The organism is Microbacterium sp. USTB-Y, assembly GCF_023703415.1.
Lineage (GTDB): Bacteria > Actinomycetota > Actinomycetes > Actinomycetales > Microbacteriaceae > Microbacterium.
Map to the genome: position 1 here is coordinate 407,058 of NZ_JAGMTU010000005.1, position 25,190 is coordinate 432,247.

Consider the following 25,190-nt stretch of genomic DNA (forward strand, 5'->3'; position numbering starts at 1 on the left):
TCAGCCCGCCGTCAGGGTGTTCGTGGATCCGATGTCGCTCACGGTCGGCGTCGCGCCCCTCCAGTGCACGACATTCGCCTCGCCGTTCACGAGCACCTTCTGCACGGCGCCGGTGAGCACGACGTTGCTGTTGCCGATGACCTCCACGATCCCGACGTCGTCGGCGACCAGCTGCGAGCCGGAGGCGTTGACGATGATCCGGTCGCAGGCTCCCTCGACGCGCACGACCAGCGCATCGTCCATGAGGGAGTACTCGCCGTCGCATCGCACGGTGCGGGTGGCGGCGGCGATCACGGCGGCGCGGTCCGGCCCTCCGGGCATCGTCACGGGGGGATCCGTCACGGGCGCGGGGCTCGGCGGCTGAGAGGCCGCGCCGCCCTGCACCTCGGCGCGGCTGGTGCTGTCGGGCCGCGGGGATGACGTGGGCTTCGCCCCGTCGACGAGGCCGACCGAGCAGCCGGCGAGGGCGAGGGCTGCGGCGAGTCCGCAGAGGAGGGCCGGGATCCGGCGGAGGCGGGGCATGGTTTCTCCGGTCGTCGTGAGGGCGGGCGGGTCAGACCGCGGCGGGGATGAAGATCTCGACGCGACGGTTCAGCTGGCGACCGGCCGGGTCGTCCTGTCCGTCGATCTCGTTGGGCGCCACCGGGCGCGTCTCGCCGTAGCCGACCGGATCCATCGCCGTCTTCGCCCCGGCGTGCTGGAGGGCCGCGACCACGGAACGGGCGCGGCGCTCGCTGAGGTCCTGGTTGTCCGCGTCGTCGCCGATCGCGTCGGTGTGACCCGAGATCTCGGCGTTCGCGACCTTCTGGGCGATGAGCACCTGGGCGACCGCGGAGATCGTCTTCTCCGCGTCGGCGCGGATGTCGGCGCGGTCGAAGTCGAACAGCACGCCGTCCTGGAAGGTGATCGTGGTGCCGCACGAGGCGACGGGGGCGAGCGCCGCGATCGGCGGGAAGCTGCCGAGCCTCGCGACGGCCGGCAGCTTCGCGGCCCTCACCGTGGTGCCGTTCACTTTGGCGGTGCCGTCGCCGTAGTTCTGGATCGAGAGTCCCGGTGCCGCGTAGTTCCCGGAGCCGTCGCCGAAGTTCTCGATCCTCACCGAGCCCGCCGCGTAGTTCCCGGAGCCGTCGCCGAAGTTCTGGATCCGGATCCCGGGGGCGGTGTAGTTGCCGGATCCGTCGCCGAAGACCTCGACGGAGATCCGGCCGTCGGCGTAGTTGCCGGAGCCGTCGCCGAAGTTCTGGATCCGGACCGATCCCGAGGTGTAGTTCCCGGATCCGTCGCCGAAGTTCTCGATCGTGACGCCGTTGATCGTGGAGACGCCGGAGCCGTCGCCGAAGTTCTGCACGGTGCCGTCCGGGCCGGTGTAGTTGCCGGAGCCGTCGCCGTAGAGCATCGCGGATCCGGCGCCGGAGACGACCTTCCCGCCGTCGTCGCAGCGCGCGGGGGAGACGGTGACGCCGGGGACGTCGGCGAAGCTCTTGTCCACCTCGATCGCGAAGGCGTCGGCCGAGCCGGAGAGGAGCCCCAGGTCCGGCAGCCGGAACAGCGGAACCGGCGGGAACTGGCCGACGTCGTAGCCGGGCACGGTCGCCACCGCGGGCTTCGCCGCGGCCGCCGCGGAGGGAGCGGTCGACGCCGGGGTCTTCTTCGCCCCGGCGCTCGGCGCGGCGGGCGAGCAGCCGGTGAGGACGAGGACGGCGAGTGCGGTCGTGGTGGCGGTGGTGAGGGCGCCGCGCCGGATCCGGTGAGGCGCGCGCTGCTGCGTGGTGCTCATGACACGAGGCTATCGAGCCCGTGTCTCCGCCCCGTCGCCGGGCTGTCGCGATCCTGCGACATCCGGGCCGATCGGATCCCCCTCCGCACCGGATCCGATCCGAGCTCCCCGGGACCGATCCGGCTTCCCGGGACCGATCCGGCCTCCCGGGACGGATCCGGGGTCAGGCCGGGCGCGGGCCGTAGCCGAGGCGGCGCTGCAGCTGCCGGGCGGTCTCGGCGACGGCCGTCTGGATCGCCGTCTCGTCCACCGGCGCCTCCTCTGCCCAGGTCACGGCGACGGCCGCGACCGGCCAGTCCACGTGGTCGCGCACGGCGACGCCGACCGAGCGGAAGCCCGGGGTCACCTCACCGTCCTCGTGGGCGATGCCGTCGCGGCGGATCTCCCGCAGCAGCTCGTTCAGCTCGCGCGGGCGTGCGGGTCCGCCGCCGGTGCGCTGCGCGAACGATGCGGCATCGGGGTACAGCGCGCGCACCTGCTCGCGGGGGAGAGCGGCGAGCATGGCGCGGCCCGTCGCGGTGAGGTGCGCCGGGAGCCGCACGCCCACGTCGGTGATGAGGGCGGGGCGCCGGAGCGCGCGCTCCTCGACGATGTAGAGCACGTCGCGCCCGGTCATCACGGCGAGGTGCGCGCTCTCGCCGAGGCGGTCGGCGAGGCCCGCCAGGAGCGGACGGCCGAGCCGCGCCAGCGGCTCCTGCCGCGCGTAGCCGCCGGCCAGCTCGAAGGCGCTCGTGCCGAGGCCCCAGCGGCGCTCCTGCGGCAGGTGCACGACGAAACCGTGCGCCTCGAGCGTCGCGAGCAGGTGATAGACGGTGGAGCGGGGGATGTCGAGCTCGCGCGCCAGGGCGGAGGCCGCCACCGGTCCCGCCCGTCGCGCCAGGAACCGCAGGATCCGCAGCGTGTGCTCGGCCGCGGGCACCTGGGGCCGGTCGTCGCGGGCGCTCATCGGCGAGCCCGTCCCGGCGCCGTGGTCGGTGCGATCGGCGTTCACGCTCCCAGGATGCCATGCTCGCGACGCGCCGGGCCGTCGCCCGCGGCGGGGGCGAGCACGGCGCGGCAGGCGAGGTGCACGGCGAGGCGGGTCTCGGGATCCGTGAGGTCGACGCCGAGGAGCTCCTGCACCCGCCGGATCCGCACCGCGACCGTGTTGCGATGCAGGTTCAGTGCCGCAGCGGTCGCGACCAGGCTCGACTCCTGGTCGAGATACACCGAGAGCGTGCGCAGCAGGTCTCCGCTCGCGCCCTGCAGCGGCGCGAGCAGCGACGCCGCCGCGGGTACGAAGGTGTCGTTGCCGGTCCAGGCGAGCAGCAGCTGCTCGAGCCCGAGGCTGTCGACGCGGACGAACCACCCGGTCGCCGAGCGCGACGCCGCGATCCGGGCGGCGTCCGCGGCCTCGTCCAGGGTCACCGCGAGCCCCGCGGATCCGCGCTGGAGCGATCCCACGCCCGTCGCGATCGCGAACGAGCGCCCCACCTCGCGGTGCAGGGAGCGCAACCCCCGCGCGAGCCGTTCGACCGTCACCGGATCCGGCGCCTCGGAGAACGCGAGCCACCCGCTCAGCCCGCGGCCCGCGGTCGTCACGTGCGCCTCCGCGGCGATGCCGCCGAGCGCCGCGCGCACCGCGCGCAGCAGCGGCAGCGGGTCCAGCCGGCCGCGCCCGACCATCCGGAAGCCGAGATGATGTCCGGCCGTGCGCCAGCCGCGCTCGCCCATGCGGCGCTCGATGTCGTCGTCGGCGAGGCCGCGTGCGTCGACGAAGTCGCGGAGCAGGGCGGACGAGGCCGAGACGTCGTTGACCTCGGCGACCTCGTCGATGAGGATCCGCGCCGCGACGGCCGGCATCGCGATCTCCGCCGCCACCGAGAGTGCGGCGAGCTGGCTCTCGCTCAGTCCCCTGCCGAAGACGACCAGGCGCAGACCCGGCCGGCTCGGGCTGTCCACGCGCACCGAGGCGGCCGCGGCGTCGCCGGCGCGGGCGAGGTCGACCCAGGGGCGGAAGTCGATCGCCGCGTGCAGCGCCGGATCGAGCATGCCGCCCGAGGAGTGCAGCACCTCGGTGCCGTCGACGAGGGCGAGGGGATGACCGAGGTTGGCGGACACCTGGCGCAGCAGGTCCGACAGGTCCCGGGCCGGGTACTCGAAGGAGCGCGCGACCTTGCGCACGTGCGAGAGGGTGAGGGCGTCCTGCGCCTGCACGAGCATCCAGCACGCCTGGGCGAGCACGATGGGCCGCTGCACGTCGAGCAGGCAGATCCCCAGCCGCTCCGCGAGCCGCTGCGCGCCGGGGTCGAACGCGCCGGCGCCCGGCATTGCGACGCCGCGGAACCCGCGCTCGCGGATCCGGCGCAGCATCGCGTCCTGCTGCCAGGGCGTCTCCGGGGCCGCGTCGAGCAGCACGGCGAGGCCGCCGTCGAGGAGCGCGGGCAGGTCGGCCTCCGCCGTCTCCACGGCGACCGCGTCCCATTCGGCGTCCTCGGGCCCGGCGATCCGGCGCAGGCCGCCGTTCTCGGGGTGCGCGCGGAGGCCCGCGAGCGACAGCCGCGCGCTCATGCGGCGTCCAGCTCGGCGAGTCCGTACGTCGAGGGCAGCACGCGGCGCAGGCGCTCCGGACGTGCGAGCCACCAGTCCGGCGCGGGCAGGGAGAGGACGACCACGCGCCGCCCCGGGCCCAGGTCGGTGACCTGCAGGATCTCGCGCGACGCGGCGTCGAGCACGACGATGATCGCCGGCGCGGAGGCGAGCAGCTCTCCGTCGCTGAGCACCGCCAGGGACTCCGAGCGGGTCACGACGCGGTCGACCGCGCCGCCGGGACCCGCGATCTCGACGGACTGCACGTGCGGGTCGGCGTGGTGCGGGGAGACGCGATCGATCCGCCCCTCGGTCAGGAGTCTCGCTCCGAGCCGTGCGGCGAGCTCCGCCGGGGGCGCGAAGCGGGCGGCGAGGAAGGCTCGACCCAGCTCGAGGGCGCGGCGCTGATGCCCGGGGATCGCGTGCTCGCGGAGATCCCCGACCGTGAACCCGGCGAGCACGGCCGCGCCGGTCCCTCCCGCCTGGATGATGGCCGAGCGCACGATGCGCTCGGCGTCCACGGCGCGGTCCGTCTCGACGAGCGCGACGCCGCCGGCGCCGCTGTCGCAGGTGAACACGAGCCCCGGCACCCGGTCGACGAAGAGCGACATCTGGTCGAGCTCCGGCACGGCGCGCCCGGTGCAGTCGGCGTCCACGATCGTGCGCTCCCCGGAGAAGAGGAACGGGGCGAGGGCGTTCAGGCCGCCGCCCTCGATCGAGCAGACGGCGGGGATCCGCGTGCCCAGCCAGCGCTCCGCCGCGGCCACGAGATGGCCGAACGGCTGCAGCGACGGCAGGCGCTCGCCGAGCAGGATCGTGGAGCCCACGAAGGCGGCGCCGAAGCAGGGGGTCTCCGGATCCAGCTCGTCCACATCCGCGAGAGCGCGGGGTCCGCGATCGTCACCGGCGAGCATCAGCTCGAGCATGGTCGTCGTGCCGCCGCCGCCGGAGCCGAGCAGTGCGCAGCCCCGTGCGAGCGCGGTCACGTCCTCGGGTCGCAGTCGCCACGCCATCGTCCCAGACTAGCTTTCCGGGCCTGCTCGCCGAGGCCCCCTCACGCGACCCGCACCCCCCGTCAGTTGCGTCCCTGCGGAGGGGTTCGGATGCGCGGAGGGGGCGTCGGCGTGCCGACCGCGGAGAGAGCCGGCTCAGGCGCCGAGCCGCTCGACCGGGAGGAACGGCTCGGCGAGGCCGAAGGCGGAGGGGCCGAACGCGGCGAGGGCGCCCTCGGTGCGCATCATGTCCGGCGTCGAGATGCCCAGCACGCGCACGCGCTGGCCGTAGCGCAGCCCCTCGGTCGTGATCGGCTCGGCCGTCTCGTGATCCACGACGCAGATGAGATCCGGCACGATCGCGACGACCTCTCCGTCGCGCCGCGCGATGAGGTTCTCGTTCTGGAACAGGATCTCGAAGACCCCGTCGCCCTCGAGCGGCGCGATCACGGCGCGTCCCTTCGCGAACCCCTCGGTGGTGCGGCGCTCGACGTCGACGACCTTGCCCACGGCGAGCTCGCGGACGTGGCTGTACGGCGTGGGCGAGAGCGTCTCGGCGATCGCCTCGAAGGGGGAGCGGTGCTGCTCGCGGGCCTCGCGGATCGCGCGGCCGAGGGCGAGCGCCATCGAGAGCGTGCGGGGCACGGCGGTGCGGCGCACGTCCGCGCCGGACATCGCGTACTCGGCGATGTGCCCGACACCGCCGAGGCGGATCGTGATCGCCCGGGCGAGCCATTCCATCTGGCGGTCGTCGTCACCGGTGTCGATGATCACGGTCTCGCCGCGCTCGCCGGCGAGGGCGAGGGGGGAGCCGTGCACGCCGTACACCGCGAACGTCTCCATGGACAGCTCGGGGAAGGCACGCCCCATCCCGTCCGCATCGACCACGGGCAGCCCGGTCTCGGCGGCGACGACGAGCGGGATCATCGAGTTGATCCCGCCGCACTCGATCGGCATCGTGGCGTCGGCCGTCCGCCCGAGGTGCGCCTCGAGCGCGCGCAGCGCGAGCGTGGGCTCGGTGCCCGCCGGGATCTTCTCGACCATCACGGTCGGCGCGCCCATCTGCGCGGTCGGGATCACGAAGAGGTCGTCGGGAAGGTCCTCCGGATCCAGGATCGTGATCGCCCCGTCGCCGAGGACGCGCTCGACGAGCTTGCTGCCGATGTAGGGGTCTCCGCCGCCGCCCGTGCCCAGCAGCGTCGCGCCGCGGGCGAGATCGGGGAGGTCGGCCGCGGTGAGCAGCCAGCTCATCGCGCCTCGATCCGCTCGCGCGACGCCTCGGGCACCTGCTCCGGTCCGTCCGCTCCCGCACCGTGCGAGACGGTCCCGTCGAAGCGGTGGGCCGGCATGTCGTAGCCGAAGTATCCGGGACCGACCATCGCGAGCGCCTCGGCGGTGTGCCAGCGCTCGTCGGCGGGGGCCGCGAGCACGCGCACGCGCTGCCCGTAGCGGAGGGCCTCGGTCGTGATCGGCTCTCCGGACTCGCCCTCGACGACCATGATGAGGTCCGGCGTGGTGGCGAGGATCCGCCCGTCGGCTTCGGCGACGAGGTGCTCGTTCTGGAACTGCAGGGTGAGCGCGGTGCTGCCCTCGCCCTCGATGCGGGCGCGGCCGCGGGCGAATCCGGTCGTCGTGGCGCGCTGCACGTCGACGACCTTGCCGTCGAAGAGCTCGCGCCCCGACAGCTCGCGGACCGCGGCCTCGACCGGGTCCGTCTTCGCGGCACGGGCGTCGGCGATCGCCCGCCCCACCGTGATGCACCGGGACAGAGAGCCGCCGACGAGTCCCGCTCTGGCCTGCGCGCCGGTCATCGAGAACCCGGCGATCATCGTGGAGCAGCCCATCTCGACGGTCGCGACGCGCGCGATCCGCTCCGTCCAGGCGTTGTCGACCGTCTGCAACACCGCGATGTTGCCCTTCTCGTCGCTGAGGGCGAGCGGCGAGGCGGTGACGCCGATGAGCGTGGGCAGGACCATCTGCAGCTCGGGGAACGCGCGGCCCATGCCGTCGGCGTCCACGAGCGGCAGTCCGAGCGCCGCGGCGGCCGCGACGGGGATCGTCGAGTTCACGCCGCCCACCTCGGCGCACGCGATGTGCGTGACGGGGCGGCCCAGGTGCGCGCCGAGGGCGCGCACGGGCTCGACGACCTCGTCCAGGCTCGGGAGCTTCTCCACCATGACGGTCGGCGCGCCCATCATCGCGACGAACAGCACGTGCGCGTCGTCGGGGACCTCGGCGAGGTCGAGGACCGGGACGGGTCCGCCGGACAGCGCCTGACGGGCGAGGAGGGACCCGATGTACGGGTCGCCGCCGCCGCCGGTGCCGAACACGGCGGCGCCGCGGGCGAGATCCTCGATCTGCGCGGTGTCGATCTGCCAGCCCATCTCAGGCCCCCATGTCCAGGTCGCCGACGGCCTTGGCGCGGATGCGCGTGGCGTTGCCGGGCAGGTACGGGATCGGGACCTCGTCGAAGTCGATGATCGCGACCGTGGACGGCTTCGCGCCGGCGGCGATCGCCTTGTCGACGGCCTCCGCGCGGACCGCGGCGATGGTCTCGTCGCGCGCGCCGGGGGCGATCGCGTAGACCTTGTCGATCTCGCCGCCGACCTGGGCGATCGAGGCGCCGATCGCGTTCGCGACCGCGTAGTTCTCCGGGCGGTGCACGGGGCCGAACGGCTCCAGCACGTCAGGCAGCAGGATGGATCCGCCGCCGACGGCGACCACCGCGATGGGGTCGGGGGAGGTGCGCATGCGGTCGACCGCCTCCGAGACCCGCTCGGCGATGCGCGTGAGCACGCGCTGCACGAACTCCGGGTCGAGGTGCGCGACCTTCGCGGGGTCGCCGACCTGGGCGCGGCCCGCGGCGACCGCGATGTCGGTCGCCGTCAGCGTCGAGCCGCCGAAGACGAGCGCCTCGGTGCCGAGGCGGTAGCCGACCGAGGCCGGGCCGACCTCGGCCGTGGAGGTGTCGACGATGCTGCCGCCGCCGATCCCGAGCGAGAGCACGTCGGGCATGCGGAAGTTCGTGCGGATGCCGGCGACCTTGACCTCGTTCGCGGTCTCGCGGGGGAAGCCGTTGACGAGCAGGCCGATGTCCGCGGTGGTGCCGCCCACGTCGATCACCGCGCAGTCCTGCAAGCCGCTCGTGGCCGCGGCTCCGCGCATCGAGTTCGTCGGGCCGGAGGCGAAAGTGGCGACGGGGTAGCGGCGCACGTACTCGTCGTCCATGAGCGTGCCGTCGTTCTGGCTGAGGAAGATCGGCGCCTCGATGCCGTGCGCGCGGACGGCGGCGGTGAGGCCGTCGACGATCTCGGAGGCGAGCTCGCGCAGGGCGGCGTTGATGATCGTGGCGTTCTCGCGCTCGAGGATGCCGATCCGGCCGATCTCGTGCGAGAGGGAGATCGCGACGTCGTCGCCGAGGACCTCGCCGAGGATCTCGGCGGCGCGCACCTCGAGGTCGTGGTTGACCGGGCTGAACACGGCCGAGATCGCGACCGAGCGGATCCCGTGCTCCTTCATGTCCGCGGCGATCCCGCGCAGCTCCTCGGGATCGAGCGGGGAGATCGGGCGGCCGTCGAACTCGTAGCCGCCGTGCGCGAGGTAGCTGCGCGCCTGGGCGGCCTCGAGCAGCTCGCCGGGCCAGTCGACGAGCGGCGGCAGGGCGCGGGTCGCGGGCAGACCGAGCCGGAGGGCGGCGGTGGGCGCGAGGCGGCTGGCCTGCACGAGCGCGTTGATGAAGTGCGTCGTGCCGATCATCACGGCCTCGATGTCGGATCCCTCGAACGGGTGGTGCGCGCGCAGATCCTCGATCGCCTGCACGATCCCGTCGGTCACGTCGGGGGTGGTGGAGTGCTTCACCCCGGCAAGGGTGTGGGCGCCGTCCATGAGGACGGCATCCGTGTTGGTGCCGCCGACGTCGATGCCGATGTGCATGGTTCTCGCTTTCTCGGTGTTTCTGAGACGAATGGTCCCGTCGCGGGGAATCGGAAGGCGCCGTGCCCCGCGACGGAGTCTGGGGGTCAGACCGCCGTGGTCTCCGCGGGGTCGGCCTGACGGGTGGGGACGGCCCCGACGCCGCGGACGAGGCCCAGCTTGCCCGCCGCGATGTACAGGACCATCGAGAGGAACAGGCTGATGAGGGACGGGATCCCCCAGGTCACGAAGTAGCCGACGAGGGACGAGACCAGCCAGACCACGATCGTGGCGGGGACGATGCGCGGGGCGGAGGCGGGGAGCACCCCCTCCTCGCGGCTGGCGTCGAGCTCCCCGCGCCAGCGCCGCACGACGAAGTACTCGGCGACCATGATGCCGGCGATCGGCGGGAACGCGACGCTCAGCACGATGAGGAACTGGGTGAACTGCCCGAGGATCCCGGCGGCGGCGAGGACGGATCCGACCACGCCGAGCACGATCGTCGTCGTCACGCGGTGCAGGTTCTTGCCGAACGTCGTGGACACGAAGTTCACCAGGCCCAGGGCCGAGGAGTAGAGGTTCCAGTCGTTGATCTTGAGCGTTCCCGTGATGACGATGATGAGACCGACCAGGCCGACCGAGCTCGTCACGATCGCGACGATGTCACCCGACTTCGCGGCGTGCGCGAGGAGCACCCCGGCCAGGCCGATCACGAACTCGCCCAGGGTGACGCCCACGACCGTCTGCTTGACGACGTCGGCGCGGGAGCGGTTGAAGCGGGTCATGTCGCCGGTGATGATCGCGCCCACGATGAGACCGCCGGCGACGATGCCGGTGCCGGCCCAGACGCTGATGTGCGGTCCCGGCGCGGGGCTCGTCAGCAGCGTGCCGAGGTCGTGGCGGCTGAGCTCGGAGATCACCGACCAGCCCACGAGGATGAGGAACAGCGGCACGGTGATGTTCGCGAGCCACTGCATGCCGAGGAAGCCGAACGCGACGATCGCGGTGACGGCGAGGCCGAACAGCAGGCTCCACAGCCAGGTCGGCAGCACGCCGGGCATGAGCGCGTCGAGCGACTGCGCCGAGATCGCGGACTGGATGCCGAACCAGCCGATGAGGCTGATGCCGATCGCGAGCCCGACGAGCGCCGCGCCGATCTCGCCGAAGCCGGTCCAGCGGGCGAGGAGCGCCGTGTTCAGGCCCTCGCGCTGCCCGATGAACCCGACGATGCACATGATGACCTCGAGGATCACGGATCCGAGGAGGAACGCGAGCGCCGCCTCCCCGAAGCTCATCCCGTAGCCCAGGGTGGCGCCGAGGAGGAACTGCGACAGGGCGGAGACCTGGCCGAAGCGCTGCACGGCGATGCCGAACCAGGGCTTTCGTGCTTCGGGTGTCACGCGGGAGAGGGCGAAGTCGTCGTGCGGCGCGATGCGGGCCATGGTGGTTTCCTTCGGGCGGAAGAGGATGGTGCCGCTCACGCTAGTGACGTGCCGCGCGCCCCACCATGTGCGATCTGCACTGATGTCGTCTGCTGATCGACAGGTCGCACATCCGCCGTCCCGCTCGCGGTGTGCTGGGGCCGCGGATCGTGGTCATCGCTCCCGCCGGGTGCACGGGGTCTCGACACCCGATTCGCGCGATGTGCGTGCTCGCCACGACTGTCTGTGATCACAGACAAGACGTCGTCCTGCGCCCTGTTCGGGCGGCAGGCGAGGGTGTGGAATCGTCTCATGCCCCACACTTCCCCTGTCACCGTCGGTGCGGCGCCGCTGCGCCCCGAGGATGTCGTCGCCGTCGCCCGCCACCACGCCCCGATCGTCATCGATGCGGGCGCCCTCGACCGGGTCGCCGCCGCGCGCGGCGTGATCGACGGCATGGCCGCCGACCCGAACCCGCACTACGGCGTCTCCACCGGCTTCGGGGCGCTGGCCACCACCTTCATCGCGCCCGAGCGCCGCCGCCAGCTGCAGCAGAGCCTCATCCGCTCGCACGCCGCCGGCACCGGACCCGAGGTCGAGACCGAGGTCATCCGCGCCCTCCAGCTGCTGCGCCTGCAGACCCTCGCCTCCGGCCACACCGGCGTCCGCCCGCAGGTCGTCGAGACCTACGCCGCGATGCTCAACGCGGGCATCACCCCGATCGTGCGCGAGTACGGCTCCCTCGGCTGCTCGGGCGACCTCGCCCCGCTCGCGCACATCGCGCTCGCCTCGATGGGCGAGGGCGACGTGCGCGACGCCTCCGGTGAGAAGGTGCCGGCCGCCGACGCGCTGGCCGCGGCCGGCATCGCCCCGCTGCAGCTCGTCGAGAAGGAGGGCCTCGCCCTCATCAACGGCACCGACGGCATGCTCGGCATGCTCGTCCTCGCCCTCCACGACCTCGAGGACCTCTTCCTCACGGCCGACATCTCGGCGGCCATGTCGATCGAGTCGCAGCTCGGCACCGACGCGGTCTTCGCGGCCGACCTCATGGCACTGCGCCCGCAACTCGGCCAGGCCGTGTCCGCGGCGCACCTGCGCGCGTTCCTCGGATCCTCGCCGATGGTGCACAGCCACAAGGGCCCGGAGGACGGGCGCGTGCAGGACGCCTACTCGCTGCGCTGCTCGCCGCAGGTGCACGGCGCCGCCCGCGACACCGCGTCCTACGCCGCCACCATCGCGGAGCGCGAGCTCGCGAGCGTCGTCGACAACCCTGTCGTCACCAGCGACGGACGGATCGAGTCCAACGGCAACTTCCACGGCGCGCCCGTCGCCGCCGTGCTCGACTTCCTCGCGATCTCGGTCGCCGACGTCGCCTCGGTCGCGGAGCGCCGCACCGACCGCGCTCTGGACCCGGCCCGCAGCCACGGCCTGCCGCCGTTCCTCGCCGACGAGGTCGGCGTCGACTCCGGTCTGATGATCGCGCAGTACGCCGCGGCCGGCATCGTCTCCGAGCTCAAGCGCCTCGCCGTGCCGGCCTCGGTCGACTCGATCCCGTCCTCCGCGATGCAGGAGGACCACGTCTCGATGGGCTGGGCCGCGGCCCGCAAGCTCCGCCGCGCGATCGACGGCCTCGGCCGCGTCCTCGCGATCGAGATCCTCACCGGCGCCCGCGCGCTCGACCTGCGCGCGCCCCTCGAGGCCGGACCCGCCACCGGTGCGGTCCGCGACCTCGTCCGCACCGTGGCCGGCGGCCCCGGCCCCGACCGATTCCTCAGCCCTGACATGGAGGCCGTCGCTGCGCTCGTGCAGTCCGGCCAGATCGCTGCGATTGCGAAGGAGCACGCGAATGACTGACACCACCACCACCACGGCGGGCCCGACCCTGTCGGACCCGACCCGCTCCATCCGCGCCACCCGCGGCAACGAGCGCACCGCGAAGAGCTGGGGCGCCGAGGCCGCGAAGCGGATGCTCATGAACAACCTCGACCCCGAGGTCGCCGAGCACCCCGAGGACCTCGTGGTCTACGGCGGAACCGGCCGCGCCGCGCGCAGCTGGGAGGCGTACGACGCGATCGTGCGCACGCTCGACGAGCTCGAGCCCGACGAGACCCTGCTCGTGCAGTCCGGCAAGCCGGTCGGCGTGTTCCGCACGCACGAGTGGGCGCCGCGCGTGCTCATCGCCAACTCCAACCTCGTCGGCGACTGGGCCACCTGGCCCGAGTTCCGCAAGCTCGAGGCCGAGGGCCTGATGATGTACGGCCAGATGACGGCCGGATCCTGGATCTACATCGGATCCCAGGGCATCCTGCAGGGCACCTACGAGACGTTCGCGGCCGTGGCCCGCTCGCTCGGCAAGGACTCCCTCAAGGGCACGCTCTCGCTCACCGGCGGCGCCGGCGGCATGGGCGGCGCGCAGCCGCTCGCCGTCACCCTGAACGACGGCGCCTGCCTGATCGTCGACGTCGACGAGTCGCGTCTCGCGCGCCGTGTCGACCACGGCTACCTCGACGTCTACTACACCGACCTCGACGAGGCGATCGCCCGTGCGGTCGCCGCAAAGGAGGCGGGCGAGGCCCTCTCCGTCGGCATCGTCGGCAACGCGGCGGAGATCTTCCCCGAGCTGTTCCGCCGGGGCGTGCCGATCGACATCGTGACCGACCAGACCAGCGCGCACGACCCGCTCGCGTACCTGCCGATCGGCATCTCGGTCGAGGACTGGAAGGCCGAGGCCGAGCGCGACCCCGAGGAGTTCACCCGCCGTTCGCGCGAGGCCATGGCCGCGCACGTCCGCGCGATGGTCGCGTTCCAGGACGCGGGCGCCGCGGTGTTCGACTACGGCAACTCGATCCGCGCCGAGGCGGTGCTCGGAGGCTTCGACCGCGCGTTCGAGTTCCCCGGCTTCGTGCCGGCGTACATCCGGCCGCAGTTCGAAGAGGGCCGCGGCCCGTTCCGCTGGGCGGCGCTCTCGGGCGACCCGGAGGACATCTACAAGACCGACCGCGCCATCGCGGAGCTCTTCCCGGAGGACGCGGCGCTGCACCGCTGGCTGGAGAAGGCCGGCGAGAAGGTGCACTTCGAGGGTCTGCCGGCCCGCATCTGCTGGCTGGGCTACAAGGAGCGCCACCTGGCGGGCCTGAAGTTCAACGAGATGGTCGCCTCGGGCGAGCTGTCCGCGCCGATCGTCATCGGCCGCGACCACCTCGACTCCGGCTCGGTCGCCAGCCCGTACCGCGAGACCGAGGCCATGAAGGACGGATCCGACGCGATCGCCGACTGGCCGCTCCTCAACGCCCTGCTGAACACGGCGTCGGGGGCGAGCTGGGTGTCGCTGCACCACGGCGGCGGCGTCGGCATCGGCCGCTCCATCCACGCCGGTCAGGTGACCGTCGCGGACGGATCCGCCCTGGCCGCCGAGAAGCTCGAGCGCGTGCTCACCAACGACCCGGGCACCGGCGTCATGCGGCACGTCGACGCGGGCTACGACCACGCGAAGGACATCGCGCGCGAGCGAGGCCTCAAGGTCCCGATGGGACTCTGAGCCGAGCTCGGACACAGACGGCGTCCCGCTCTGCGCACCTCGTCGGGGGATGGGGGAGCGCAGGGCGGGACGCGACCATTTCTGGAAAGGCGGCGGGACATGCGGATCCTCATCACGAACATCGGCGAGCTGACGACGAACGACCCGGCCCCCGCGGTCGGAGAGCCCGATCGATCGGTCGGAGCTACCGGAGACCGCTGCGGCACGCGGCACGATGCCGCCGTGCTCATTGAGGGCGACCGGATCGCGTGGGTCGGAGCGGCGGCGGACGCCGACGGGGTCGTTGAGCGAGCGAAGCGAGACGAGACGTCGCACGCCGACGAGCTCACCGTCGTCGACGCGGCGGGGCGCGCGGTGATCCCGGGCTTCGTGGACAGCCACAGCCACCTCGTCTTCGGCGGCGATCGGGCCGCGGAGTTCGAGGCCCGCATGCAGGGCCAGAAGTATGCCGCCGGCGGCATCCGTTCGACGGTGGCCGCCACCCGGGCGGCGAGCGACGACGAGCTGCGGGCGCGCCTGCGCGGCTTCCTCGACGAGATGCTCGCCCAGGGCACCACGACGGTCGAGATCAAGAGCGGCTACGGACTCGACGTCGCGACCGAGGAGCGCCTGGTGCGCCTCGCCGCCGAGGTCACCCCCGAGGTCACCTTCCTCGGCGCGCACGTCGTGCCCGCCGAGTACGCCGATCGCGGCGACGACTACGTCGACCTCGTCACGGGGGAGATGCTCGACGCCTGCGCTCCGCATGCGAAGTGGATCGACGTGTTCTGCGAGACGGGTGCGTTCACCGTGCCCCAGTCGCGGCGCGTGCTCGAGGCCGGCATCGCGCGCGGCCTGCAGCCGCGCGTGCACGCGAGCCAGCTCGGCCCCGGCGAGGGCGTGCAGTTGGCGGTCGACCTCGGCGCCGCCTCGATCGACCACGGCACTTACCTCACCGACGACGATGTGACGGCGCTCGCCGGATCCGACACCGTCCTCACGCTCCTGCCCGGCGTGGAGTTCTCCACCCGCCAGCCCTATCCCGACGCCCGCCGGCTCATCGACGCCGGCGTGACCGTGGCGATCGCCTGCGACACGAACCCCGGATCGAGCTTCACCTCGTCGATGCCCTTCTGCATCGCCGTCGCGGTGCGCGACATGCGGATGACCGTCGCCGAGGCGATCCACGCGGCGACGGCCGGGGGAGCGGCGGCCCTGCGCCGCACCGACATCGGCCGCATCGCTCCGGGGATGCGCGCCGACCTCGTGCTGCTGAAGAGCCCCAGCCGCGTGCACCTGGCCTACCGTCCCGGCGTGCCGCTCGTCGACGCCGTCTGGAAGGACGGCGTGCGCGCGGTCTGAGGCGGGTTCGCCCGCCCGCGCGCGCTGCGGGCGACGTCACGATCAGCACAGGTTGTGACGATCGGCACAGGATCTGGTCTGAATCCTGTGCCGATCGTCGCACCGTGTGCTGATCGTGACGGCCCGAGCCTGGCGGACCACCCGTTCGGCGAGGGCGGGACTCAGCCCAGCGCTTCCGCGCAGACCACGGCCGCGGCGGCCGACCACGCCTGCGGGCGGCACGAGGCGGGGTACGGCACGGGTGCGACGCCCGGGGTGCGGGTGTCGCCGGCGTGCAGCTCCGGCATCCGGTAGTCGAAGCCCTCGGCGGCGTCCACGAGCTGGCCCGCGACGGCGGAGGCCTCGTCGCGGAGCCCCGCGCGGAGCATGCCGTGCACGGCCACCGCGGTGTCGTGCGCCCAGACGCTGCCGCCGTGATAGCTGAGCGGCCAGAAACCGGTGGCCCCGGAGGACATCGTGCGGATCCCGAAGCCGCTCGACATCGAGTCGCCGAGCAGCAGCGCCGCGCAGGCGCGCTCCTCGTCCGGATCCAGTAGGCCGGTGCCGATCAGGTGACCGATGTTGCTCGTGAGGGTGTCGACCGCCGCGCCGTGCGCGTCCAGCGCGATCGCCGGGTAGCGCCCCTCGGGCGTGGTCACCCAGTAGGCCGCGCGGAAGCGGGCGCGCAGATCGGCGGCCCAGGCGCGCAGCCCCTCAGCGCCGTCCTCGCCCAGGGCATCGAGGAGGTCCGCGCCGCGCACGGCGGCCTCGTAGGCGTAGGCCTGCACCTCGCTGAGCGCGATCGGGCCCTCCGCCAGCCGGCCGCTGCGCCACTGGATCGAGTCGCCGGAGTCCTTCCAGCCCTGGTTGGCGAGTCCGTGCCCGGTCTCGTCGACGTAGTCGATGAAACCGGATCCGCTCGCGTCGCCGTGCTCGGTCATCCAGCCCAGCGCCGCCCGCAGGCTCGGCAGGAGCTCCCGTACCTCGGCCTCGGGCATGCCCGCGTCGCGGGCGTCGGCGAGCAGGCAGACCCAGAGCGGGGTCGCGTCCACCGTGCCGTAGTACAGCGGGGGGAGGTGCACGCCCTCGTTCGGCAGCGACAGCGCGCCGCTGCGCAGCTCGTGCGGAATCTTGCCCGGAGCCTCGGCGGTGGCCGGATCCTTCTTCGTGCCCTGCAGGCGCGCGAGCACCCGCAGGGTCGAGGCGGCGATCGCCGGGTCCTGGCGCAGCGCCAGGCGCGCGGCCCAGATCGAGTCGCGGCCGAACAGGGTGAAGAACCAGGGTGCCCCGGCAGCGTAGAACGCGTCGTCCGGGTGCGCGGGAAGCGCGAGGCGCAGGGCGGCGAGGTCGCCGGCGGCGCGGTCGAGCCAGTGGCGCAGGCGCGGGTCGCCGGTGGCGGGCACGGCCGCGTGCGCGGCGCCCGAGGGAGCCGTCACGACCAGCGTCGCATCCTCGAGGGCGAGCGCGAACGAGAACTCCGCCGTCGAGCGCGGCTCCAGCACAGTCGCCCAGCGGACCGCGAGGGTCACCCCTTCGACCGCGATCGCCGCTCCGGGAGCCGTCAGCGCGAACGACGCCGGCCCCGAGGACGCGCGCTCGCCGTCCCAGGCCCAGGCTCCGGGGTCGGGGAGTCCGGCCTTGACGCGCTGCAGCGGCTCGAAGTCGGGCGCGAGCGTCACGGTCAGAGCGATGGGGACGGGCACCTCGCGGTGCGAGGAGATCCGGATCCGCTCCTCGACCCGGCCGGCGCCCACGGTCCGCGTCCGGTCCAGCCGCACCTTGGGGTCGGGCTGGTCGTCGTCGACACCGCGCAGCACCGCCGCGAACACCGCCTGCTGCGGGGTCGGGGCGGAGCACGCGATCGTCTCGATCTCGGTGTCCTCGATGGCGACGCTCAGCGCGCGCACGTGACGCAGGTCGCCGTGGTAGACCCCGTGGATCGGCGCGGATCCCATGTCTCCGGTCTGATCCGACCACACCTGGGTCGGCGCCTGGAGGACGATGACGGCGTCGTTCAGGAGGGGCTGCAGCGGGGTGTCGGTCATGGGGCTCCTTCGTGAGGGGCGGTGCGCGGGCGGGGTGCCCGCCGGGCGGGGGAGAGGACGGGGATCAGGACAGAGGGCGGGAGGGGAGGAGCCGGGCGGGCAGGCGCTCCTCGGCGCCACCGGCGGAGACGGCCCAGGCATGCGCGTCCGGTCGCTCCGTCACGACCTCGGCGAGTTCCGTGCCGCGATAGAGCAGGCCGACGCCCTCCTCGACGCCGTATCCGGGCGGGATCCGGCCCTCCGCGATGGCGTCGCGGAAGGCCGGCCGCCGGGCGGGCTGCGAGTCGTGGTGCGGGCTGAAGGATCCGGGAAGGAAGCGGAGGCCGTCGGCCACCGCCGTCGCCTGCGGGCCGAACGAGGTGGTGGTCCCGCCGCTGTGCCAGCACAGCCCGCCGGCAGATCCGCCCGCGAGGACGACGCCGGCCTCCCAGGCCCGCCGCAGCAGGTCGTCCAGGCCGTGCGCCCGCCACACGGCGAGCAGGTTCACCACGCTGCCTCCGCTCACCCAGATCACATCGCGGCTCAGCACGTGCTCCGCGAGGCGCTCGTGGTTCGGATGCGGGAACAGCCGGATGTGGCTGCCCTCGACTCCGGACGCGCGGGCGGCCTCGAGCTCCGCGCCCTCGGCGGACCGTGGATCGCCGCCGGCGGTGTTCACGTGGGCGACGCGGGGAGCGCGCCCGGTCACGCCGGCGAGCTCGATCGCGAGGTGCAGCAGGGGCCCGTAGGCGGCGTCGTGCCAGCCGCCGTCGACCATCCCTCCGCAGGTGGCGAGGATCGTCGGTGCGTCGGCCGTCATTCCTTCACCGCCCCGTCGCTCGAGTTCATGATGCGCTTCTGGAACAGGAAGAACATCACCGCCACCGGGATCGTCATGATGATGGCCGCGGCGAGCTTGAGCGGGTACTGACGGCCCTGGCTGAGCTGTCCGTTCGCGAGCTGCGCCACGCCCTTCGTGAGCGTGGTCAGCTCGGGCGACTGGGTGGAGACGATGAAGTGCGCCAGCTCGTTCCAGGATCCCTGGAACGACAGGATCACGATCGTGATGAGGGCGGGGCGCGCCATCGGCAGCACGACCGACCAGAACACCCGGAAGGTGCCGGCGCCGTCGATCCGCGCCTGCTCCTCGACGGAGACGGGGATCGACTCGAAGAAGTTCTTCATGATGAACACCCCGGCGGCATCGACGAGGAGCGGCAGGATCATGCCCGCGTACGAGTCGTACATGCCGAGGGTGTTGATCACCAGGAACTTCGGGATCAGCAGCACCACGGCCGGAACGCTCATGACGGCGATGAGCCCGGCGAACACCACGGTGCGCCCGCGGAAGCGGAGGCGCGCCAGCGCGTAGCCCGCGAGTGAGTTGAAGAACACCCGGCCCGCGGTGACCACGATCGTCACGACCACGGAGTTCTTGAACCAGGTGGGGAAATCGCTGCGCAGGAACAGCTGCGTGTACGCCTCGGTGGTGAACGTCTGCGGCACCAGCGCGAGCGGGTTCGCCGCCGCATCCGGATCCGTCTTGAAGCTCGTGGCGACCTGGATGAGGAACGGGTAGATGTAGACCAGGGCGAGGGCGATCAGCAGCGCGTACAGCAGCGAGGTGGACGCGATCCGCACGGTGCCGCGCCGGGTGCGGCGGGGGACCGGGGAGGCGGGGGCGGTCATCGCGGAGCTCCTTCGCTCGTCGCAGGGGTCCGGTCGGCGGCCACCGCACGGGCGGCGCGCTCGGCGGCCTCCAGATACAGACGGTTGCGGCGCCGCGAGACCGGGCGCTCGCGCAGCACCCAGCGCTGGATCAGCGTGAAGGCGATGATGATCACGAACAGGATGAACGCGATCGCGGCGCCCTGTCCCCACTCCTGGTTGAGGAACGACGACTGGTACGACTGATACGCCGGGGTGATGGTGGTCTTGGCGGGCTGGCCGCGGGTGCCGGTGTAGATCTGGTCGAAGATCTGCCAGCAGCCGATGAGGCCGAGCGTGAGCACCGTGAACAGGGTCGGTCGCAGCTGCGGCAGGGTGATCCGCCAGAAGCGCTGCCAGCCGTTCGCGCCGTCCATCATCGCGGCCTCCTGCACCTCGCCGGAGATGTTCTGCAGCGCGGCGAGGAAGAGCAGCATGAAGGTTCCGCTCGTCGTGAAGATCGCCATGATGATGTAGACGCACATCGCGACGCTGGGACCGCCGATCCAGTCCCAGAACGAGACGCCGAGGAAGCTGTTCTGCATGAGCGCCGCGGGTCCGCCGGTGGCGCCGAAGTGCAGGATCCCGGACGGGTCGTTGAGCCAGTTCGGCCCGTTGATGCCGAGCCAGCCGAGCGCCGCGTTCACCGCGCCCGTCGTCGAGAACAGGAACAGGAACAGGACGGTGATCGCGACGGAGCTGGTCACCGAGGGGAAGTAGAAGGCGGTGCGGAAGAACCCGCGTCCCTTGAGGATCTGCCGGTTCACGAGCACCGCGAGGAACAGGCTCAGCGCGGTCTGGCAGGGGACCACGAGGATCACGTACCACGCGTTGTTCTTGAGGCTCATGCCGAAGTCGGCCTCGGCGAGTCCGCCGCCGAGCAGCAGGGCGGCGTAGTTCTTCAGGCCGACGAACGAGACGCCGCCGGAGAAGGGCGAGCCCCGGCCGCCCCAGTCGCTCACGCTCACCCAGAGCGCCATGAGGACGGGGACGACCAGGAACAGGCCGAGCAGGATCAGCATCGGGGCGGTGAAGAGCCACCCCGATGCGGTCTCACCGCGCCGCAGGCCCTGATGGGCCGCGGAACGGGGAGACCGCACGGTGGAGGAGGCCATGATTACTTGGTCAGGGCTTCCAGGTTCTTCTGCGCGGCATCGAGGATCGCCTTCGGGTCGCCGGTCGCGAGCGAGCCGAGCTTGCCGTTGAAGTCGGTCACGACGTCGCTCGCGCCCTTGAGGGTCGGCACGCCCTGGGCGTACTCGGCGCCGTTGAGGAACGGCACGAGAGCGGCGTTGTCCTTCTTCCACTGGTCCGCGGCCGACTTGATGGACGGCATCGGGCCGAACGCCTTCGAGAACGCCAGCTGGCTGTCGGCGCTGGTGAGGTGCTCGACGAGGTCGAGGGCGGCCTTCTGGTTCTTGCTGTCGGCGGCGATGCCCCAGCAGTTGGTGAACTGCAGCGTGCCCTTCTTGCCCTCGGGGCCGGCGGGCAGCTCCACTGCCTTGTACTTCACGGTCGGGTAGTCGTTGGTCATGGCGCCGGTGATCCAGTTGCCCTCGACGACCATCGCCGCCTTCTGGGTGCCGAAGGCCTCGCCGCCCCAGCCGGATCCGAGATCGGCCGCGAACTTCATCGAGCCGTCGTTCAGCAGCCCCTTGAGGTAGTCGAGCGCCTTGACGTTGCCCTCGGCGTCGGCCGTGGCCTTGGTCGAGTCGGCGTTCATCAGGCCGCCGCCGGCGGCGACCATGAAGGCGCCGACGCGGGCGTACTCGCCGCTCATGGACAGGCCCACGTGGCCGTCCGCGGTGAGCTTCTTCGAGACGGTGGCGAGCTCGTCCCAGGTCTTCGGGATGTCGGCATCGGTGAGCCCGGCCTTCGCCCACAGATCGGTGTTGATCACCAGCTGCAGCGTGGAGAAGTCCTTCGGGGCGCAGTACAGCTTGCCGTCGTAGGTGAACGAGGTGAGCAGGCTCGGGTAGAAGTCGTCCTTGTTCTTGAGCTGGTCGCCGTACGCGAGGAGCGACCCGTTCGAGGCGTAGCCGGCCAGGGCGTCGGTGGACTGGTAGAACACGTCGGCGGGGGAGCCGGAGGCGAAGCCCTGCGAGAGCTGCTGGTTCAGGTCGCTCGCCGCGGTCACCGTCGCCTTGACGCCCGACGTCTTCGACCAGGCGGCCACGGCCTCGTTGACCGCCTTGGTCTCCGCGTCGCCGGATGAGCCGATAAGGATGTTCAGCGGCTTGTCGGACGAGGTGAGCGTCGAGGATCCGGTGCTGCCGGCGTCGCCGCCGGAGAACCCCGAACCGCAGCCGGTGAGTGCGATCGCGCCGGCGAGGACGAGGGCTCCGGCCCCGATCGCGGCGCGCATGCTGTGCCGTGTCATGTCTCTTCTCCCTTGATGAGCATCCGTGATGATGTGTGCTTCTCGGTGGCGACGGGACGCCGTCGCAAGAATTTGAACGATCAAACTCCGTGTCGAATACGCTAGGCGGCAGGAGCCCGGGGTGTCAAGGTGGGAAGGTGGTCCCGGATCCCGAGCCGGATCCGGAAGGGGAGAGACATGGTCAGGACGCCGACCGTCGAGGACGTGGCGCAGCGTGCCGGTGTGTCGCGGCAGACCGTGTCGAACGTGCTGAACACCCCGGCGATCGTGAAGCCGGCCACCCGAGAGCGCGTGCAGCAGGCGATCGTCGAGCTGGGCTATCGGCGGCACGCCGCCGCCCGTCAGCTGCGCACCCGCCGCAGCTCCACGATCGGCATCCACCTGGATCCCTATGTCGGCGGGGTCTCCGGGGTTGTGCTGGACCGCTTCGTGCACGCCCTCACCGAGCGCGCGAGCGAGCGCGGCATGCGCATGCTCGTCTACGCCGCCCGCACGGCCGACGACGAGATCGCCCGGCTCGCGGAGCTCTGGGAGGGATCGGAGATCGACGCGGCGATCATCACCGGCACGTTCCACGGCGACCCGCGCACCCGGTGGCTGGGCGACGCGCAGCTGCCCTTCGTCGCCTTCGGGCGCCCCTGGGGCGAGGACGACCTGGCCGCCCCCGAGCACCTCTGGGTCGACGTCGACGGGGCCGCCGGCACCCGGGCCGCCACCGAGCACGCGCTCGGCTTCGGCTCCCGCGTCGCGTTCCTCGGCTGGCCGACGGGATCGGGCACCGGAGACGATCGCGAACGCGGCTGGCGGGAGGCGATGGCCGCGGCCGGCGCGACGGGTCCGCGGTGGACGACCCAGGAGGACGTCGCGCGGGCGCGGGCCGTCGTCGCAGGCGCGGAGGCGGACGTGGACGCGGTGGTGTGCGCGAGCGACTCCCTCGCGATCGGCGCCCTCCTCGCGCAGACGGAGGGATCCGCACGGGTGCCCGTGATCGGGTTCGACAACACGCCGACCGCGGAGGCGCTCGGCTTCTCGAGCGTGGAGCAGCGCCCCGAGGACGTCGCGGCGGCGACCCTGGAGCTGCTCATGGGGCCGACCGGCGAGACGGTCACCCCGCGGGACGTGCGGGCCGGCACGGCGCACGCGCTCATCGAGCCCCGCCTGGTGGTGCGCTAGCCGAAGCGGCGGCGATGGTACGGCGGCGGTGCCGGGCTGGTGCCGGGCTGGTGCCGGGCGGGGGCCGGCGGGGGCCGGCGCTCGTGTCGTCTGCGGCCCGGCCGGGCGAGTCGTCCCGGGTCTCGTCGCGTGAGGAGCGGATCCGGATCCGCCCGCCCGCGTCCGCCGGATCGGGCATAGCGTGGAGGCATGGCACGGATCCTGATCTTCGGCGGCCACGGCAAGGTGGCCCTGCTCCTCGAACCCCTCCTCACGGCGCGCGGCGACCAGGTGACGGCGGTGATCCGCGACGCCGGTCAGAGCGACGACGTGCGCGCGACCGGCGCGGACCCGGTCGTCTTCGACGTCGAATCGGCGTCGCGGGAGGCGATGGCCGCACTGATCGCCGGGCACGACGCGGTCGTGTGGTCGGCCGGCGCCGGCGGCGGATCGGCGGAGCGCACGCGTGCCGTCGACCTCGATGCCGCGGTCCGGTCGATGGCGGCGGCGGCCGACGCGGGCGTCGCGCGGTACGTGATGGTGTCGTACTTCGGATCCTCGCTCGAGCACGGGATCCCCGCGACCGACTCCTTCTTCGCCTATGCCGAGGCGAAGGCGCAGGCCGATGAGGCGCTGCGGGCATCCGGCCTGGACTGGACGGTGCTCGCCCCCAGCCGGCTGACCCTGGACGCGTCGACGGGACGGATCGACGCCACGGCGGAGACCTCGGGCAGCGTGTCCCGCGCCGACGTCGCGCAGGTCATCGCACAGACGCTCCTCGAGCCGGCGACCATCGGGCGCACGATCCGGTTCAACGCCGGAGAGGTGCCCGTCGACGAGGCTCTGCGCGCCGGTTGAGCATCGAGCATCGGTCGACCTGCGGCTGAGCCTGCGGGCGGCTGTCGAGCCGCCGAGCCGACCTCTGCAGGCGGTCAGCGGCGGTCGAGCGCCGCCAGTGCGATCCGGTCCAGAACCCATACAGCGAAGAGGGAGACCCCGGCGAGGCCGAGTCCACTCGCCCACAGCGCCGCTCCGACCGCGCCGAAGAGCACGGTCTCCAGGAGCACGCGTCCCGCGGGGCGGATGTCGAAGCGCGCCTGGGGCGAGAGCAGGAGCCCCCAGACCACCGCCAGCACCGCGACCGCGACGACGGCGCCGATCCACCCCGGCCAGCCCGGCAGGAGCCGTACCGCAGCGGTCGCCGCGCCGGCCAGCAGCGCGAGCTCGATCACGAACCGCAGCCCCAGCGCGACGCGCACGGCGGGGCCGCCCTCGAGGAACGGGTCGCGCGCGGGCCGGTCGCTCATCGGCGGGTCAGGGCCGGCCGGCGAGCGCTGCGAGCAGCTCCAGCACGCAGAGCGCGGCGAGGCGGACGGTGCGCGCATCCTCGTCGTCGGCGGTGGCGTCCACCTCGGCGATGTCGGCACTGACGACGCGGGGGTCGCCGGCGATGCCGCGCACCAGCGCACGCAGCTCCCAGGCGGCGAACCCGCCCGGCACACTGGCCGGGCACCCCGGCGTCGCGGCGCGGTCGCAGGCGTCCACATCGATGTCGAGGTGCACGCGGGAGGCGTCTCCGGCGCCGGCGATCTCGACGGCCTCGGCCACGACGTCGTCGATGCCGCGACGGCGCACCTCGTCCAGGGTGATGACACGGATGCCCCAGTCGGCGGCGCGCTGGGCGTAGGCCGCGGAGTTCGCGAAGTCCGCGATGCCGATCTGCACGATCCGGTGCGGATCGATCGCGGATCCCTCGGGGGCGTCCTCGACGAGGCGGCGCACCGGCGAACCGTTCGAGACGCCGTCGCGCAGATCGAAGTGCGCGTCGATCGTGATGAGACCCGTGGATCCGGATCCGAGGGCGACGGGGTAGGTGAGGGAGTTGTCGCCGCCGAGGGCGATCACCAGCCGGGAGGCCGCGGCGAGCTGGGATACGCGGGCGATCGTGCGCGCGACACCCTCGTCGCCGTCGGGCTCGTGCACGTCGCCGGCGTCGGAGATCTGCAGCGCGGCGTTCAGATCCACGATGGGCGGGCCCATCAGGGTCGGGCTGTAGCGGCGGAGCGCTTCGCGGATCGCGGCCGGCGTCGCATGCGCGCCCGTGGGGGAGAGCGACGTGCGCCAGGTCGGGACTCCGAGCACGACCGCGTCGGCGGGCGTGCCGAACGCGGGCCAATCGCCCCCGCGGGGCCAGAGGGGATCGTGCGACAGTGCCATGGGAGTCCCTTCTCGGAGGCGCGGACCGCATCCGATAGACAGCGTGCCACGGCGCCGGCCCTCGGCGGTGGTGTGCCGCCGAGCGCTGTCTGGCCCACGAGACACCCGGCTTCGTGCGGCGTGTGGTGCGGAGCCACGCCAGCCCTCGCCCTGGCCTTGGGGTCGGCCCCTCCACCACGCTC

General features: G+C 72.7%; 21 protein-coding genes. 5 read left to right on the forward strand and 16 right to left on the reverse strand.

Going from position 1 to position 25,190, the window contains the following annotated elements; all coding sequences use genetic code 11:
* The 9 genes from J8G10_RS14725 to J8G10_RS14765 all read right to left on the reverse strand — a co-directional run bounded on the left by J8G10_RS14725 (position 1) and on the right by J8G10_RS14765 (position 10,691).
* The gene (locus tag J8G10_RS14725; protein WP_251446445.1) at positions 1–522 is read right to left on the reverse strand and encodes a DUF3060 domain-containing protein; all 522 of its coding nucleotides are present in this window, start codon (positions 520–522) and stop codon (positions 1–3) included.
* 31 nt (positions 523–553) lie between these two features.
* Positions 554–1,777, reverse strand: a complete 1,224-nt coding sequence (locus J8G10_RS14730; RefSeq protein ID WP_251446448.1) for an OmpA family protein — start codon at positions 1,775–1,777, stop codon at positions 554–556.
* Between the two features lie 163 nt (positions 1,778–1,940).
* Positions 1,941–2,723: an IclR family transcriptional regulator gene (locus tag J8G10_RS14735; RefSeq protein WP_251446593.1), complete on the reverse strand. Its 783-nt coding sequence runs from the start codon at positions 2,721–2,723 to the stop codon at positions 1,941–1,943.
* A gap of 41 nt (positions 2,724–2,764) precedes the next feature.
* A complete protein-coding gene (locus J8G10_RS14740; RefSeq protein ID WP_251446451.1) occupies positions 2,765–4,327 on the reverse strand; it encodes a CdaR family transcriptional regulator in 1,563 nt (520 codons plus the stop codon).
* The gene (locus tag J8G10_RS14745; RefSeq protein ID WP_251446454.1) at positions 4,324–5,358 is read right to left on the reverse strand and encodes a DUF917 domain-containing protein; all 1,035 of its coding nucleotides are present in this window, start codon (positions 5,356–5,358) and stop codon (positions 4,324–4,326) included. The genes J8G10_RS14740 and J8G10_RS14745 overlap by 4 nt, the downstream gene beginning before the upstream one ends.
* 135 nt (positions 5,359–5,493) lie before the next feature.
* Positions 5,494–6,588 (reverse strand): DUF917 domain-containing protein, encoded by a 1,095-nt coding sequence (locus tag J8G10_RS14750; RefSeq protein ID WP_251446457.1) that lies wholly within the window; start codon positions 6,586–6,588, stop codon positions 5,494–5,496.
* The gene (locus tag J8G10_RS14755) at positions 6,585–7,721 is read right to left on the reverse strand and encodes a DUF917 domain-containing protein (RefSeq protein ID WP_251446460.1); all 1,137 of its coding nucleotides are present in this window, start codon (positions 7,719–7,721) and stop codon (positions 6,585–6,587) included. Before J8G10_RS14755 ends, J8G10_RS14750 begins: the two co-directional genes overlap by 4 nt.
* Position 7,722: 1 nt before the next feature.
* Positions 7,723–9,270, reverse strand: coding sequence for a hydantoinase/oxoprolinase family protein (locus J8G10_RS14760; protein ID WP_251446462.1), 1,548 nt, complete (start codon positions 9,268–9,270; stop codon positions 7,723–7,725).
* A gap of 86 nt (positions 9,271–9,356) precedes the next feature.
* Positions 9,357–10,691, reverse strand: a complete 1,335-nt coding sequence (locus J8G10_RS14765) for a cytosine permease (protein ID WP_251446465.1) — start codon at positions 10,689–10,691, stop codon at positions 9,357–9,359.
* A gap of 291 nt (positions 10,692–10,982) precedes the next feature.
* Here J8G10_RS14765 and hutH point away from each other — a divergent pair, with 291 nt between their 5' ends.
* The 3 genes from hutH to hutI all read left to right on the forward strand — a co-directional run bounded on the left by hutH (position 10,983) and on the right by hutI (position 15,549).
* Positions 10,983–12,524 (forward strand): histidine ammonia-lyase, encoded by a 1,542-nt coding sequence (gene hutH, locus J8G10_RS14770; protein WP_251446468.1) that lies wholly within the window; start codon positions 10,983–10,985, stop codon positions 12,522–12,524.
* A complete protein-coding gene (gene hutU / locus J8G10_RS14775; protein ID WP_251446471.1) occupies positions 12,517–14,208 on the forward strand; it encodes a urocanate hydratase in 1,692 nt (563 codons plus the stop codon). The genes hutH and hutU overlap by 8 nt, the downstream gene beginning before the upstream one ends.
* Positions 14,209–14,307: 99 nt before the next feature.
* The gene (gene hutI, locus J8G10_RS14780) at positions 14,308–15,549 is read left to right on the forward strand and encodes an imidazolonepropionase (protein WP_251446473.1); all 1,242 of its coding nucleotides are present in this window, start codon (positions 14,308–14,310) and stop codon (positions 15,547–15,549) included.
* A 161-nt stretch (positions 15,550–15,710) separates the two neighbouring features.
* Here the strand turns inward: hutI and J8G10_RS14785 are convergent, their stop codons facing one another.
* The 5 genes from J8G10_RS14785 to J8G10_RS14805 form a co-directional block, all read right to left on the reverse strand.
* Positions 15,711–17,573: a glycogen debranching N-terminal domain-containing protein gene (locus tag J8G10_RS14785; protein WP_251446476.1), complete on the reverse strand. Its 1,863-nt coding sequence runs from the start codon at positions 17,571–17,573 to the stop codon at positions 15,711–15,713.
* Positions 17,574–17,637: 64 nt separating this feature from the next.
* Complete coding sequence (locus J8G10_RS14790; RefSeq protein WP_251446479.1) at positions 17,638–18,372, reverse strand: peptidase E; 735 nt, start codon at positions 18,370–18,372, stop codon at positions 17,638–17,640.
* Positions 18,369–19,241: a carbohydrate ABC transporter permease gene (locus tag J8G10_RS14795; RefSeq protein ID WP_251446482.1), complete on the reverse strand. Its 873-nt coding sequence runs from the start codon at positions 19,239–19,241 to the stop codon at positions 18,369–18,371. The genes J8G10_RS14790 and J8G10_RS14795 overlap by 4 nt, the downstream gene beginning before the upstream one ends.
* The gene (locus tag J8G10_RS14800; RefSeq protein ID WP_251446485.1) at positions 19,238–20,374 is read right to left on the reverse strand and encodes a carbohydrate ABC transporter permease; all 1,137 of its coding nucleotides are present in this window, start codon (positions 20,372–20,374) and stop codon (positions 19,238–19,240) included. The genes J8G10_RS14795 and J8G10_RS14800 overlap by 4 nt, the downstream gene beginning before the upstream one ends.
* 2 nt (positions 20,375–20,376) lie before the next feature.
* A complete protein-coding gene (locus tag J8G10_RS14805; RefSeq protein WP_251446488.1) occupies positions 20,377–21,639 on the reverse strand; it encodes an ABC transporter substrate-binding protein in 1,263 nt (420 codons plus the stop codon).
* A 177-nt stretch (positions 21,640–21,816) separates the two neighbouring features.
* On the opposite strand from J8G10_RS14805, the gene J8G10_RS14810 reads away from it, so the two are divergent.
* Together J8G10_RS14810 and J8G10_RS14815 are read left to right on the forward strand one after the other, a co-directional pair.
* Entirely contained in the window at positions 21,817–22,812 is a 996-nt protein-coding gene (locus tag J8G10_RS14810; RefSeq protein ID WP_251446491.1) for a LacI family DNA-binding transcriptional regulator, read from the forward strand.
* Between the two features lie 189 nt (positions 22,813–23,001).
* On the forward strand, positions 23,002–23,649 hold the full coding sequence (locus tag J8G10_RS14815; RefSeq protein WP_251446494.1) for an SDR family oxidoreductase: 648 nt from the start codon (positions 23,002–23,004) through the stop codon (positions 23,647–23,649).
* Positions 23,650–23,723: 74 nt separating this feature from the next.
* On the opposite strand, the gene J8G10_RS14820 is transcribed toward J8G10_RS14815, so the two are convergent.
* Both J8G10_RS14820 and J8G10_RS14825 read right to left on the reverse strand, forming a co-directional pair.
* Complete coding sequence (locus tag J8G10_RS14820; RefSeq protein ID WP_251446495.1) at positions 23,724–24,098, reverse strand: DUF2568 domain-containing protein; 375 nt, start codon at positions 24,096–24,098, stop codon at positions 23,724–23,726.
* 7 nt (positions 24,099–24,105) lie between these two features.
* Positions 24,106–25,008: an agmatinase family protein gene (locus tag J8G10_RS14825; RefSeq protein WP_251446498.1), complete on the reverse strand. Its 903-nt coding sequence runs from the start codon at positions 25,006–25,008 to the stop codon at positions 24,106–24,108.
* Between the last annotated feature and the right edge of the window lie 182 nt (positions 25,009–25,190).

Excerpts from the sequence above, each read along its gene's own strand:
- J8G10_RS14730 (WP_251446448.1), bottom strand. The coding sequence starts at position 1,777 with ATGAGCACCACGCAGCAGCGCGCGCCTCACCGGATCCGGCGCGGCGCC.
- J8G10_RS14725 (WP_251446445.1), bottom strand. The coding sequence starts at position 522 with ATGCCCCGCCTCCGCCGGATCCCGGCCCTCCTCTGCGGACTCGCCGCA.
- J8G10_RS14805 (WP_251446488.1), bottom strand. The coding sequence starts at position 21,639 with ATGACACGGCACAGCATGCGCGCCGCGATCGGGGCCGGAGCCCTCGTC.
- hutI (WP_251446473.1), top strand. The coding sequence starts at position 14,308 with ATGCGGATCCTCATCACGAACATCGGCGAGCTGACGACGAACGACCCG.
- J8G10_RS14800 (WP_251446485.1), bottom strand. The coding sequence starts at position 20,374 with ATGGCCTCCTCCACCGTGCGGTCTCCCCGTTCCGCGGCCCATCAGGGC.
- J8G10_RS14760 (WP_251446462.1), bottom strand. The coding sequence starts at position 9,270 with ATGCACATCGGCATCGACGTCGGCGGCACCAACACGGATGCCGTCCTC.
- J8G10_RS14740 (WP_251446451.1), bottom strand. The coding sequence starts at position 4,327 with ATGAGCGCGCGGCTGTCGCTCGCGGGCCTCCGCGCGCACCCCGAGAAC.
- J8G10_RS14750 (WP_251446457.1), bottom strand. The coding sequence starts at position 6,588 with ATGAGCTGGCTGCTCACCGCGGCCGACCTCCCCGATCTCGCCCGCGGC.
- J8G10_RS14790 (WP_251446479.1), bottom strand. The coding sequence starts at position 18,372 with ATGACGGCCGACGCACCGACGATCCTCGCCACCTGCGGAGGGATGGTC.
- J8G10_RS14795 (WP_251446482.1), bottom strand. The coding sequence starts at position 19,241 with ATGACCGCCCCCGCCTCCCCGGTCCCCCGCCGCACCCGGCGCGGCACC.
- J8G10_RS14820 (WP_251446495.1), bottom strand. The coding sequence starts at position 24,098 with ATGAGCGACCGGCCCGCGCGCGACCCGTTCCTCGAGGGCGGCCCCGCC.
- J8G10_RS14735 (WP_251446593.1), bottom strand. The coding sequence starts at position 2,723 with ATGAGCGCCCGCGACGACCGGCCCCAGGTGCCCGCGGCCGAGCACACG.
- J8G10_RS14815 (WP_251446494.1), top strand. The coding sequence starts at position 23,002 with ATGGCACGGATCCTGATCTTCGGCGGCCACGGCAAGGTGGCCCTGCTC.
- hutH (WP_251446468.1), top strand. The coding sequence starts at position 10,983 with ATGCCCCACACTTCCCCTGTCACCGTCGGTGCGGCGCCGCTGCGCCCC.
- J8G10_RS14825 (WP_251446498.1), bottom strand. The coding sequence starts at position 25,008 with ATGGCACTGTCGCACGATCCCCTCTGGCCCCGCGGGGGCGATTGGCCC.
- J8G10_RS14810 (WP_251446491.1), top strand. The coding sequence starts at position 21,817 with ATGGTCAGGACGCCGACCGTCGAGGACGTGGCGCAGCGTGCCGGTGTG.
- hutU (WP_251446471.1), top strand. The coding sequence starts at position 12,517 with ATGACTGACACCACCACCACCACGGCGGGCCCGACCCTGTCGGACCCG.
- J8G10_RS14765 (WP_251446465.1), bottom strand. The coding sequence starts at position 10,691 with ATGGCCCGCATCGCGCCGCACGACGACTTCGCCCTCTCCCGCGTGACA.
- J8G10_RS14755 (WP_251446460.1), bottom strand. The coding sequence starts at position 7,721 with ATGGGCTGGCAGATCGACACCGCGCAGATCGAGGATCTCGCCCGCGGC.
- J8G10_RS14785 (WP_251446476.1), bottom strand. The coding sequence starts at position 17,573 with ATGACCGACACCCCGCTGCAGCCCCTCCTGAACGACGCCGTCATCGTC.
- J8G10_RS14745 (WP_251446454.1), bottom strand. The coding sequence starts at position 5,358 with ATGGCGTGGCGACTGCGACCCGAGGACGTGACCGCGCTCGCACGGGGC.